Here is a 13,289-nt window from a genome sequence, read left to right on the forward strand (position 1 = left end):
ATACAAATACCCACTTCAAAAAGGTCAAGACAAAGCAAAATCCACAGCAGCTTGCACATGGATCGACGTTGTATCAAACAGCGGAACAGAAAACTGAGTATCTCCAATGAGCATACAAATTTCTGTACATCCCAAAATAATGCCTTCAGCACCCTCTAATATTAGCTGCTCAACAATATGGATGTATTTCTGACGAGATTCTTCCTTGATCACACCTAAACACAATTCATCATAAATAATATTGTGAACCATCTGTCGATGCTCTTGGTTAGGCACCAGTACATTTATGCCTTGTTCTTCTAACCGATGCTTATAGAAGTCTTGTTCCATGGTAAATTGAGTACCTAACAAACCGACTTTGCCAATGTTCTGATTTAAAACTTCTTTTGCTGTTGCATCAGCGATATGAATAAATGGAACTGAGACCGAGCTTTCAATAGCAGAAGCAACTTTATGCATGGTATTGGTACACAGTAAAATACCTTCTGCCCCTGCTTTCTCCAACTGAATTGCCTTCTCTGTTAAATACAGTGCTGCATCGTCCCATAAACCTTGACGCTGTAATATTTCTATCTCAGCGAAATCAACACTGATTAAAACAATTTTTGCAGAGTGTAATTTTCCTAATTTTTGTTGAACGCTTTTATTCAGCTGCTGATAGTACAAGTCTGTAGATTCCCAACTCATTCCACCTAATAAACCAATCGTTTTCACTTTTTTGCTCGCTTAGAATTTTCATCTTTTCTAGGGTATTTTGAGATTTCATAAATGGTTTGCGTTTTAGACTCAAATTGAGCAAGTCAGGCATATGATCAATATCAATCAAGTTACTTATGTTTCAAACCTATATATTTTCCAATACAAGCACTTTAAATATCAAGTGACTATCGTACGATATCGTCGTGATCAAGCCTTCATTGTTTCAATTTAAATCTCGTCTTACTCATCGTTGAAACAATCTACACGATATCGCATATTTGTATGATTATTCAGCTATACTTTGATCTCATTTCAGCTCTTTATGATTCGCATGCGCCTAGACTTCTTCGATTTGCAACTTTTTATCAATATCGTGGACACAGGAAGCCTCACCAAAGGCGCAGAACGCTCGTCGATTTCACTACAGGCAGCCAGTGAACGTATTAAAAAACTCGAACAACAATATGCCACAAGCCTTTTTACTCGGCATGCCTCTGGGGTCAAACTCACAATTGCAGGTCAAACTTTTGCAGAACAGGCTTTACGTCTAATACAACAAAGTAAACAGCTTGAACAAGCGATGTCACCCTTCGCAAAAGGCCTAAGCACACAGATGACTTTGTGGTGTAATTCATCTGCACAAAGTGAATATCTGCCCTTATTACTTCCTCAGTATTTAGTTGAAAACCCCCATATTCAGATTGATCTACAGGAAGCTGAAAGTAATGAAATTATTCAGACCATTGAAAAAGGCAATGCAAAACTCGGCTTAATTTCGAGCTTTTTTAATGCACATCAATTACAAACTTTAGCCTTTTCAGATGATCCGTTAGTGCTGATTTGTCCATCAAATCATGAATTAAGCGAGCGAACAGAGCTCAGACTGGTCGATACTCTGAACTATGCCTTTGTGGGTTTAATGCAATATCACTCTCTACAGCAGTCGATTGAAAACCAAGCCAAATTGCTCAATTGTGCAATTCAGTATCGTTTAAGATTGCCAAATTTTGCTGCGATCGCACAAGTGGTTGCAAGTGGTGTCGGCATTGCCATAATGCCCAAACGGGCAGCAATGCGACTCAATCAACTCTATGCATTTGATCAAATTGAGCTGGTTGGAGAATGGGCAAAACGCCAACTACAATTAGCTGCTCAAAATTTTGATGAACTTCCAACAGCGTATCAACACTTTGCCCAATTTTTAATTTCACAAAAATCGAAACTGATTTTAGCTTAAAGACTTAAGCACCACGCTGATATTCATTTTTAAAACTAACTAAATCGCTATCATCTGCTTTGATTTTTTCAGTTTACCCAATATGGTCATAGCTTCACATGTGCGGACAGAGCCATTACACGACCATTTGTCCTCAGACTAGATCACACCAAATTGATGCAATACCGAATATAAGCCAAAAATCACCAAGCCACAGAAGAAAACTTTACGAAATTTTTGCTCTGGAATACGATAACGAATTTTTGTTCCCACCCACATTCCTATTAATGCAGGCACCAAAGCAATAAGAGATAACTGATAATCAATTGGCGTATCTTCAACAGGATTTTGATGTAAGAAAACAGCAAGACACAATGTTGAAACGGTAAAAGCTAAACCTAGAGATTGAACCAAATCATCACGCTTTAACTGCAAAGATTGTAAATAAGGGACCACAGGAATCACCACCACTCCCGTGGCAACAGTTAAAGCACCGCCTAAATATCCAATGATTGGGGAAAGCCATTTTTCATGCGGTGCAAGATTTGGCATACGTTTGGAAAATAAACCATAGAGTCCATACAATGCCAGCATTCCACCCAGTAATGCTTCACTATGAAAACCACCACTAGAGTGCCCTAAAGTTGGGAAAACACTCCAAATTGAACCGATAATAATCCCCAACAGTAAGGGATAAAAACGGCGAACTAACCGCCATACATGACCTTCAGCAAACAATTGCCAAAAGTTGGTCACCATAGATGGAATGATCAATAAAGTTGCGGCTTGGAATGGGCTAATCACAAGGCTTAAAAGTCCCATTGAAACGGCAGGTAAGCCGAGACCAATTGTGCCTTTAATCATGCCTGCAATTGCAAATACACCAATTACAAATCCCATCATGTCGTTTTACCTCAATATTCTGAGGCAATGCTACGCCAAAGCTTTGTTTTGAAATATCACTGTTTTTAGGATAGAGCCTCAAGCAATGATTGAGGCTTGATGTTGAGTGTTTTGGCTAAGTAGCTAAGAAAAGAATTTACGATCATTTTACGTTACTAGAGCAAACAAGCTTTCTATAATTTTTTTACCCCATTTGGATTTATTCACAATGAATATGTCACTTGCCAATTCTACAAAAATATTCCCCACAGCACTGATCTTAGAAAATCAGGACATGCATGATTTCAACAAAGAAATTCAACAATATTTAGAAGATTATCCAGAGACCCAGTTTATTGATATCTGCTTACATGATCTCAATGGTCATCTTCGCGGTAAGCGTATTGAAGTAAATGCCCTCCATCAATTGCAGAAAGGCTGTTACTTTCCGTTGTCTATTTATGCGATGAGCTTGGATGGTCAAGTGGTTGAAGAAAGTGGGCTGGGGAAATATATTGGTGAACCTGATCGCTTATGTATGCCCGTCTTGGGCAGTCTAAAGCCTTGTGCAGATCAACCCCATCAGCATGCCCAGCTGCTATTAACCATGAAATCCGATGATGGTTCAGATTGTGTGATTGAGCCTCGCAATATATTAAAAAGAATTTTATTGACACTGCATCAGATGCACTATTTTCCAATGATGGCTGGTGAAATCGAATTTTATTTGTCTGAAAATATCCAAGATGCCCCGTTTTCTCCCCAATCTGATCCGCTTTCTACCCAATGTTTCGATGTTGATACCCCACATAATTTTCAAACCGTTATTCAACAAATTGAATTAGAAGCAAAACGACAAGATATTGATTTAACAGGTGTTGTAGCTGAAAGTGCTTCTGGACAATTTGAATTGAATATTCAGCACAGTGACAACATTTTAAAACTGTGTGATGACATCATGTGTATTAAACGAATGATTCGTCAAATTGCGATGCAACATGGTTTAAAAGCCAGTTTTATGGCGAAACCAAATATGGCGAAAGCAGGCAGTGGCATGCACTTTCATATGAGCATACGCAATCAATGGCAAGACAATCTTTTTAAAATAGATCAGTTAAAAAATCCAAACCCCATCATGCAGAACGTGATTGCAGGTTTACTTGACTTAATGCCCGCATCCATGGCTATTTTAGCACCCAATATTAACGCATTTCGCAGATTCCAACTTGGCAATCATGTTCCACTAGAAGCCAATTGGGGCTTCAATAATCGCAATGTTGCGATTCGTATCCCCTGTTCAGATCAGGACAATCAACGCTTGGAATATCGTGTTGCAGGTGCAGACGTCAACCCTTATTTGTGTGTTGCAACCATTCTGACGGGGGTACTGCATGGCTTACATGCAGCACTGGATTTACCTCAATCAATCCAACAAGTAAAAGTGATCAACTCACGGCATTTCTTACCCTCTCATCAGCTTGAAGCACTGCAATTATTTGAAAAACATGCAGTCTTTAAACAATATTTTGGTTCAGATTTTATCCAATTATGGTGTGCATGTAAAAAGTTTGAATATCAATCTGTCATCAATAAAATCACAAATGCAGAATTGGAATGGGGCATATAAAGGGCTGATTTAAAAATTCTAATGCCTTAAATCAAAATAGTATGATGACCATAAATTAACAGTGATCAATAAAAAAATCCCTTTTATATAAAAGGGATTTTAAGCAGCTTAGACTGAATTGCGTTAAAGCTGATTATGCTTTAAGTATTGAAATAAATAACAATTTAGAAACTATTTACACACGACTTTAAAAAATGCCAGATTAATTTCATCATCATCAATATCACTTGGATCTGAATCTTGCGGATCGCTATTGATCAATTGACCATTTTTTTTATAATCTTCAACCAAAGTGATATTTGTCGTACGATCAGCACATTGGTCTAAATTATGAGAAAGTGTATAGTCACCTTTTTTCATATCCAGTTCTTCACTGTCTGCATCAGCAACAAACTTAGCCCAATAATTTACCGTTTTGTCTTTTTTCACAATACGATCGGTGTCTAGATAAAAACTACCATCCTCATCTTTGACAATAAATTTCCAATTTTCTGCAAGTGCATACTGACTCAACATTGTTGTAATGCAGATTAAAATAATTTTTTTCATACCGTTCTCTAAAATAAATATTTTTATGGGTGAAATTGAAATCACATCACCGTTATGGACGGATTTCTTTTAACTCTCTTTGGATAAAGTGCTGAATCATTTCCCGATAAAGCATTTCCACCAAATCAGGGTTGGTACCAACATCTATGGCTTTCTGACGTACTTTATTAATTACTTGTTGTACACGCTCAGGAGACTGTACGTCGTCTACATTACGTTTAAATCGGACAGCTTGATCAACATAAAATTGGCGGGTTGCAATCAACTCAATCAGTTCCTGATCCAACTGATCGATTCGATCACGTACTTGTTCTAATGATTCACATTTCTCTTTTTTAATCATCTGTTTTTTCTGCATCCTGTGCTTCTATATGATGTTGAGCGCGTTCCAACTCATTCTCGGCTTTATACTTCTGTTCTAACACATTACTAAAAATACTTTCAATCATCCAAACCCGATATAGGCTATTAAAAACGTAACGCTTTCCTTCAATACGCAATTCTAAAACAGGAAAATCAGGTTGATGCTTCTCTGCACATTGCTGATCATTGGCTGTTAATAAAGCTTCAACATCTGTATCTGTTAGATTTTCAATCCCTAAATCATGTTGCATTTGCTGTAAATGCGGCTTGAATGATAAATCACGCCCCTTGGTCCAAACCGCTTGTAAAATGTCATACATCACATCTACACGTTGCTCTTCTGGTACGCTGTAATAAAGCTTTGCCATATTTAAGGTGCTTTCAGCAGTCGGACGACAGAACGGGGTAAATTTCACTTCTGAACGCTTGGAAAGACGGGTTGCCAAACTCCAATCAAAAAAGTCCCGACCGTGATAACTCAGCGGAAATAAGTTCAACTGAATATTATAATAATTTGCGAGTTCTTCTTTGATATATGCCAATAATAACCAACTGATTGGGTCTTCTAAGGCAATATATAAATCAAGTTCAGGATGCATGGCCTGAATTTCAGCAAGCTCTTCCGCATCACTCATCAAATGCTCACGCCATTCAATGTGATTGATCAGAAAAATAGGGTTATCAATCAATAATTTTTGTTGTTTTAAGCGACGAGTCAGCCGTAATAAATCATCCACTGCATGATATTTACGTCCACCAAATTCAAAATAGCTTTCTAAAATTGGGCTTTGACCAAAAATACGTTCTGGAAAATTCTGTGGTTTTTGATGCTGACTAGCCATCACGAATAAAGTGCGCAATTTGCCATACTGCTGTTGCCACAGCATATGGAATACATCTTCGAGTAAATAAAGAAAATTTTGACCGGTCAGCGGTGTATTTCTAAGGATTGTTTCCGCTTGTTGTAATGCTTCTTGAGTTGGTTGTTCTGGTTTTTCATCATCATAACTAAAGCGATGTTGATTGGCTAAGATTTTGGCGTCTTCTAAACTATAATTGCGCCATTCCTCTATAGTCATGCCATTGGGGGGTTCTGCTGCGGTATTGGAAATAATCACTTTAAGTGGCTTTAAATCATCACTTAAAAGATCTTCCAATTGTGTCAGTTGCTGTACAGCAAGATAACTATAAACATCATCTAAACGCAGATAAATACTCAGTCCCTGTTCCGTAGATAACACCTCTTGACGAATCGGCTTTTGGTAAAACCAACTCGATCGGATTGGATCAAACCAACGGCGTAACAGTGACATGCGTAGAGCCTCGAAATAAGCACTGAAAAATAAAAGAAAATCTGATTGAAACTCGCTCAAGCATACCATTCATTCACGGGTGATGCTGAGAAAATTAATTCTAACCAGTCATAACAAAACTTATAACAATTTGAATCTGAATGATCAATATCCCAAAACTCGATAAAATTTAAATCGTTAGGTCAATGCAATAAAAAGCACCCAATTCATGAGTGCTTTTGTTTTGTTTGGGAATCTTATTTTAACGCTTAGATTTCACGCACCGCACCTTTCGACGCACTGGTGGTATGCATAGCATAAGCTTTTAATGCTTTTGAAACCTTACGTGGACGTTCTTCAGCTGGCTGCCAACCTTTTTCGTCTTGAACTTTACGGCGTGCAGCCAAGGTTGCATCATCAACAGCGAGATGAATTGTACGATTTGGAATATCGATTTCAATCAAATCACCATCTTCAACCAATCCAATAACACCACCCTCTGCAGCTTCTGGCGATACGTGACCAATGGAAAGACCTGAAGAACCACCAGAGAAACGACCATCTGTAAGTAAAGCACATTCTTTACCTAAACCTTTCGATTTTAGATAGCTGGTTGGGTAAAGCATTTCTTGCATACCCGGACCACCACGTGGACCTTCATAACGGATGACAACCACATCACCAGCTTTGATTTCATGACCAAGAATTGAATCTACAGCAGCATCTTGGCTTTCAAAGACACGAGCCGTACCATTAAATTTCAGGATCGAATCATCTACACCCGCAGTTTTTACAATACAACCGTCCACAGCGATGTTTCCGTACAGTACAGCCAAACCACCGTCTTTAGAGAATGCGTGTTCAGCATTACGGATCACACCTTTTTCACGGTTACCATCTAAAGTTTGATAATAACGGTTTTGCGAAAATGCTGTTTGAGTTGGAACACCACCTGGTGCTGAACGGAAAAACTCGTAAACCTCTGGATCTTCGGTACGAATAATATCCCATTTATCTAAGGCATCTTTCAACGTATTTTCATGTACGGTATAGACTGTTGTATCCAATAGGCCAGCACGATCCAATTCACCTAGAATTGACATGATACCGCCTGCACGATGGACATCTTCCATATGGACATCTTGTTTTGCAGGCGCAACTTTACACAACACAGGCACTTTACGCGATAAACGATCAATATCGTCCATGGTAAAATCAACACCTGCTTCATGTGCCGCAGCCAATAAATGCAATACGGTATTGGTTGAACCACCCATTGCAATATCTAGCGTCATCGCATTTTCATAAGATGCTTTGGTCGCAATTGAACGCGGTAATATGGTGTAGTCATCTTGTTCATAATGGCGCTTTGCCAACTTAACAATCAATTGACCGGCTTTTTCAAATAATTTTTGACGATTTGCATGGGTTGCTAAAGTTGAACCATTACCCGGTAAAGATAAACCAAGGGCTTCTGTCAAACAGTTCATTGAGTTGGCTGTAAACATACCTGAACATGAACCACAAGTTGGACAAGCTGAACGCTCGTATTGTTTTACTTCTTCATCGGTAAAACTATCATCAGCAGCAACCACCATTGCATCAACGAGATCAATCGCATGTTCTGTACCACGGATTTTAACTTTACCCGCTTCCATTGGGCCGCCAGAGACAAATACCACAGGAATGTTCAGACGCATTGCCGCCATTAACATTCCTGGTGTGATTTTGTCACAGTTAGAAATACACACCATGGCATCTGCACAATGCGCATTGACCATATATTCAACAGAATCTGCAATCAAATCACGCGAAGGCAATGAATACAGCATGCCATCATGCCCCATTGCAATACCATCATCGACCGCAATCGTATTGAATTCTTTTGCCACGCCACCCGCTGCTTGAATTTGTTCAGCAACCAGCTGACCTAAGTCTTTCAGATGCACATGACCAGGGACAAATTGAGTAAATGAGTTGACTACCGCAATAATCGGTTTACCAAAATCTTCATCTTTCATTCCTGTTGCACGCCATAAGCCACGTGCGCCAGCCATATTTCTTCCATGTGTCGATGTTTTTGAACGATAGTCAGGCATTTGTATTTCCAACATTGTTTGAGCTTGAAATGAATATCAATTCACTCTGGCTAAATAAAACTGATGATATAGCAATAAATCAGTCGAAATATGAACACATCATACTATAACTTAGCATATAACCAATGATCTTGAGCATGATCTTTTTTTAAACAAGACGTGTCTATTGATATTCCAACAAGCTTTGTAGATAAATAAAACATTAGAATTTAATATAACGCTATCGTGTTGGATAAGACACAAAACTTCTATGAATAATTTTTTATTTTTTAATAAAAAATATTTATCATTTAACAAAATTCACTAAATTTTATTTTATAAAAGCTCTCTAAACGAACCTCGTTTATTCACTTTCAAACAGATTATTTCTGTTTAATCAAAATGTTTTTTTGCTGATGCTTCTGCTCGGTTAACTTGGCAATCGATATCATTTGGTGATGTATGATTTATTCAAAATAAACCAGAATAGTAAATAATTTAAAACGCCCGATGAATTTCATCGGGCGTTTGCATGCAATAAGGCTCAATCTATTTGAAGAATAAACACCTTCTTTTAAACTGAATTTATTTGATTATGCATTCAGTTTTACCAAGTGATGTTTACTCGGCGATTAGGCGCTAAACACTCGACCAATTGAATTTTTTTGTTCATTCCATTGCATTTCTGATACACGTCAGTTTTATTTTCTGCTGAAAATTGAATTTGATCCGCAGGAATTCCTTGTTGTTTCAACAAATTTACAACGGTATTGGCTCTCGCCGCTGATAAACGTTGGTTATACGGAAATGAACCTAAACGGTCAGTATAACCTGCAACAAAAATTTTACTGTTCCCATCAGTTTGCTTAATCTGATCGGCAATTTTGCTAATCACTTCAGGATTTTTTACCCCACTTTTATCTGAATGATCAAAATAGAATAAAACACTGGCTGATTGGCCTGTAGAGGATAGAGCCGTTTGTTCTGTCGCGGATTGGTTATTGATGCCCCAAGCTATCAGACCTTGGCATTGTTCACCTTTCCAATATAGATTTTCTGAACGGTAGTGCTTATCAAAGTCTATGCGTAACTGGCAACGTTTATATTGATTGGAACTCGGCTCTCGAACATCCAATACATAGTTCCAAGTTTTAACAGCAAAAAGGCCTTCAGAAAATTGTGGATTCCCCAAAACATGGCGAATCTGATCTTTGCTTAAACCTTTATCTAAACGTGCCACATCATCATATTCATAACGATTCACTTGCTTTAAATAACTGTCTTTCACTTCAGGAAAATGAATTTCTTGGATATTTGATGTTTCAACTTCAGCTGCATGACTCAATGACATCACAAGACCACTGAATACACTGAACATAATTTTTTTGTTAAATGCTTTCATTTTTTCTCTCTTAAAAATTTGCGAAGAAAAAGGAAGACCGTTCGATCTTCCTCGTCTCGTGATTTAGTCAATTACACCACTGATACCGATACGAACACTTGGGTCGCCTTGAGATGCTGCCGCAACACCACCTGTAATCGACCAACGTCCATTGTCTGCAGTTTTACGTAAGGTCACACCTACCGCATTCTCACCACCATGGTATGCCGCACCTGCAGCATAGGTATATTTACCTGGAATATATGGTGCTGATTCAAGTGCCATTGCTGCTGCAATACCCGCATTGGCTTTTTTCTCAACATCATCAATCCGGTTATTGGTAATACGGAAAGCGTTGTCTAACTTATTGCTGACATTGTCAATTTTGCTATTCAATGCTTGATCCGCTTGGTTCAATGCATCGATTGCACCACCGACATTGTTATACTTAGAGTCACCTACATTGTAAGTTGGTGCAGTGAAGCTACCCGTAATATTGTCATAACCAGCACCACCGCCAAGATAATTCACAACTGCTTGGTTGGTCGTATTCAATTGGCTACCGTTGACTGCATCTTTTGATGTTGCATTGACTGCGCCATCTTTAACACCTGTCACAACACGGTTGCCATCTTTACCCGCCACACTCACACTTGTACCACCAGTATCTTTCGCAACTGTAACTGTTGCGTCTTTACCTGCTTGTTGAACTAAGCCGACAGTACCATTGTTAATATCATTTTTGATGTTGCTGATATCCGTTGAGTTTTGATCAACTTGTTGCTGAACATTCCATAATTGACCACCATTTACAGCATCTTTAGAACCTTGACTAACTGCACCATCTTTTACATTGCTAATGGTTGTGCCATTTGCACCACCACCAAGTGTGATCTTATCTTTTGATGCATCGTCATATTTAACAGCATTATTGGCAAGCTCATTGACATTGTTATTCACAGTGCCAATTGCGCTATCTAACTGCCCTTTATTGACTGCATCTGTAGCGTTAACAGCATTTGCCACATTGGTAATTGTTTTATTACCCGCGTTAATACCTGCCACCGTTACACTTGGCCCACCTGCAATAGTTAATCCTGTGTTGTTTATCACAACCGCATTATTACCAATTGAGATTCCAGCATTATTGAGAACCGTATCACCTGCTTTCACAGAATCAACTGTTAAATCTTTAGCTGTTGATACTTCATAATTGTCTGAACCATCAGCATTTTTGCTCTTATTCACAACAATATTCTGACCATTAGAAACAGTCGTTTTAGATGTTGTTGCTGCAGAGCCAATGGCTTTATCCAATGCTGTTAAAGCATCTCCAACATTCGACTGATTACCTTGTGCAACATTATAGGTTGGTCCTGTAATGGTGCCGTCAGCATTGACTTTCGCATTACCGCCCAAACCATTTACAAGTGCGTTTTGAGTAGTAACAACTTGGTTTCCAACTGCTTTTAACTGCGCTACGTTTACAGCATCTGCATCTGCGCTACCCGCTGCAACACCAGTAATTTGACGATAAATGCCACTTGCCGCATCACCAACTGCTACTGCACCAGTTGTTGATGTTGTATTGCTAATTGCTGTTTTGTCTGCACTTGTTGCAACTGACAACGCATAACCTGTAACACCTGCACTAGTCGTCGCCGCTGAGCCATTACCTAACACAACTGAACCAGCAACTGTTTTAGTCACATTGTTTCCAAGTACAAACGTATCATCTGTAAGCACTTGGTTATTATTACCCACAGAATAACTGTTCGCACCATCAACAATGGTCGGGTCACCAATGGCGCCAGAATGATTACCTTTCACTTTGTTACCAGTACCAATACTGATTGATTGTGTACCTAATGCTTCAGCACCATAACCAATTGCAATTGACTCTTTGCCATTTGCTTTCGTGTTATGACCTAAAGCAACTGAACTATCCGCGCCACTTGCAACAATTGCATTTACACCAATCGCTGTAGAGTTTAAACCACCCGCACTTGAGTCATTAGTTGTTCCCAAATCACCTTTCGACATATCGGCATTGGTATGGAAGAACTTAATACCATCGGTATTCATCTTCTGCACTGTTTGACCAATCGTCAGACGATCTGTGGTTTCTTGACCTTGCTTATCGTAGGTTAAGAACAATGAATCTTGGTTTTTATTGTCAGGTTTCGTATTTACAACTTGATCAATAATATTCACTTTGTTGCCATTACCATCTACAACTTCAGTGATGTTTTTCGTGATAGCTTGCTTCAATTGCTCTTCAGTCGCTGCTCTACCTTTAGTCGCAAAATCACTCGCTGTAAGATCTTTATTACTCAATCCTTCAATTGTGTCACTTGCCTTATTAACAACAACATTACCTACAGTCACTTTGTCGAAGTTTACGTCTTTCGCTGTTGCAACTTGATAGTTACTTGAACCATCTGCATTGGTACCAGCAGTCACAACAACATTGTCTCCAGCCGTAACTGTGGTCTTCGCTTTGGTTGCTGAATCTTTAATGCTGTTGATTGCACCATCAATTGTGTTTGAACCCGTGCCACCAATGTTGCTTGTCGTAATGATACCAGTCGTTGCATCTCTCGTGGTCAAACCGCCAATTGCATTTTTCAGACTATTACCAACATCGTACAATTGACTACCGTTGATCGCATCAGTTGATGTTGCGTTAATAGCGCCTGCTTTAACGTTGGTGATCGTGGTTCCACCTGTACCTGCAAGGGTTACGTTGTCATAGTTTGCACTACCATCAGCATTCTTGTCGTACTTCACGGCAAACTTATCAGTTTCACCTTGCGATGCATTGAGAGTATTGATTGCTTTGTTGATGCTAGTTTCTGTGTTGCCACTACCATCTTTAACCGTCAACGCTGTGTTATCTAAACCTACAATCGTATTGCCTGAACCATCTTTAACTGAGATACCATCTTTACCGATCACAGTAGAACCATTTGTACCATTGGTTCCATCGTTCACTGTAATGCCAGTTAAGTTATTGAGGTTTTTATTTAACTCAATCGCAACTTGACCATTTGTAACCTTCGTAGTGATGTTGCTATCTGCACCAACAACTTCAACCGCTTCACCTAACTTCTTGTTAACTGTATTGCCATCTGCTGCTTTTAAGCCAAAGCCAGTATTAGTAAGACCTGTACTTAAGCTATCCAACTGACCTTTGTTTACT

General features: G+C 38.9%; 9 protein-coding genes and 1 pseudogene. 2 read left to right on the top strand and 8 right to left on the bottom strand.

Annotation, left to right across the window (positions count from 1 at the left end):
* Window positions 1–24 precede the first annotated feature (24 nt).
* The gene (locus FY049_RS16195) at window positions 25–714 is read right to left on the bottom strand and encodes an aspartate/glutamate racemase family protein (RefSeq protein ID WP_224964505.1); all 690 of its coding nucleotides are present in this window, start codon (window positions 712–714) and stop codon (window positions 25–27) included.
* Between the two features lie 316 nt (window positions 715–1,030).
* On the opposite strand from FY049_RS16195, the gene FY049_RS16200 reads away from it, so the two are divergent.
* On the top strand, window positions 1,031–1,936 hold the full coding sequence (locus FY049_RS16200) for a LysR family transcriptional regulator (RefSeq protein WP_056516997.1): 906 nt from the start codon (window positions 1,031–1,033) through the stop codon (window positions 1,934–1,936).
* Window positions 1,937–2,074: 138 nt separating this feature from the next.
* On the opposite strand, the gene FY049_RS16205 is transcribed toward FY049_RS16200, so the two are convergent.
* A complete protein-coding gene (locus tag FY049_RS16205; RefSeq protein ID WP_056516994.1) occupies window positions 2,075–2,818 on the bottom strand; it encodes a sulfite exporter TauE/SafE family protein in 744 nt (247 codons plus the stop codon).
* 208 nt (window positions 2,819–3,026) lie between these two features.
* Here FY049_RS16205 and FY049_RS16210 point away from each other — a divergent pair, with 208 nt between their 5' ends.
* The gene (locus FY049_RS16210; RefSeq protein WP_446084002.1) at window positions 3,027–4,424 is read left to right on the top strand and encodes a glutamine synthetase family protein; all 1,398 of its coding nucleotides are present in this window, start codon (window positions 3,027–3,029) and stop codon (window positions 4,422–4,424) included.
* Between the two features lie 171 nt (window positions 4,425–4,595).
* On the opposite strand, the gene FY049_RS16215 is transcribed toward FY049_RS16210, so the two are convergent.
* The 6 genes and pseudogenes from FY049_RS16215 to ataA all read right to left on the bottom strand — a co-directional run.
* Complete coding sequence (locus FY049_RS16215) at window positions 4,596–4,973, bottom strand: surface-adhesin E family protein (RefSeq protein ID WP_004718881.1); 378 nt, start codon at window positions 4,971–4,973, stop codon at window positions 4,596–4,598.
* 52 nt (window positions 4,974–5,025) lie between these two features.
* On the bottom strand, window positions 5,026–5,316 hold the full coding sequence (locus FY049_RS16220) for a chorismate mutase (RefSeq protein ID WP_016539541.1): 291 nt from the start codon (window positions 5,314–5,316) through the stop codon (window positions 5,026–5,028).
* On the bottom strand, window positions 5,309–6,649 hold the full coding sequence (locus FY049_RS16225; protein WP_004718883.1) for a hypothetical protein: 1,341 nt from the start codon (window positions 6,647–6,649) through the stop codon (window positions 5,309–5,311). The genes FY049_RS16220 and FY049_RS16225 overlap by 8 nt, the downstream gene beginning before the upstream one ends.
* 248 nt (window positions 6,650–6,897) lie before the next feature.
* A complete protein-coding gene (gene ilvD, locus FY049_RS16230; RefSeq protein ID WP_056517335.1) occupies window positions 6,898–8,727 on the bottom strand; it encodes a dihydroxy-acid dehydratase in 1,830 nt (609 codons plus the stop codon).
* Between the two features lie 586 nt (window positions 8,728–9,313).
* A complete protein-coding gene (gene tpgA / locus FY049_RS16235) occupies window positions 9,314–10,108 on the bottom strand; it encodes a trimeric autotransporter adhesin/peptidogylcan-associated protein TpgA (RefSeq protein ID WP_446084003.1) in 795 nt (264 codons plus the stop codon).
* A gap of 63 nt (window positions 10,109–10,171) precedes the next feature.
* Window positions 10,172–13,289: pseudogene (gene ataA, locus FY049_RS16240) on the bottom strand (trimeric autotransporter adhesin AtaA); the annotation flags it as partial.

The sequence above is a fragment of the Acinetobacter sp. 1125_18A genome, assembly GCF_052824985.1.

Bases quoted from the DNA above. Each gene is read 5' to 3' on its own strand.
- FY049_RS16200 (WP_056516997.1), top strand. From the start codon at position 1,031: ATGCGCCTAGACTTCTTCGATTTGCAACTTTTTATCAATATCGTGGAC.
- FY049_RS16205 (WP_056516994.1), bottom strand. From the start codon at position 2,818: ATGATGGGATTTGTAATTGGTGTATTTGCAATTGCAGGCATGATTAAA.
- FY049_RS16210 (WP_446084002.1), top strand. From the start codon at position 3,027: ATGAATATGTCACTTGCCAATTCTACAAAAATATTCCCCACAGCACTG.
- FY049_RS16215 (WP_004718881.1), bottom strand. From the start codon at position 4,973: ATGAAAAAAATTATTTTAATCTGCATTACAACAATGTTGAGTCAGTAT.
- FY049_RS16220 (WP_016539541.1), bottom strand. From the start codon at position 5,316: ATGATTAAAAAAGAGAAATGTGAATCATTAGAACAAGTACGTGATCGA.
- FY049_RS16225 (WP_004718883.1), bottom strand. From the start codon at position 6,649: ATGTCACTGTTACGCCGTTGGTTTGATCCAATCCGATCGAGTTGGTTT.
- ilvD (WP_056517335.1), bottom strand. From the start codon at position 8,727: ATGCCTGACTATCGTTCAAAAACATCGACACATGGAAGAAATATGGCT.
- tpgA (WP_446084003.1), bottom strand. From the start codon at position 10,108: ATGAAAGCATTTAACAAAAAAATTATGTTCAGTGTATTCAGTGGTCTT.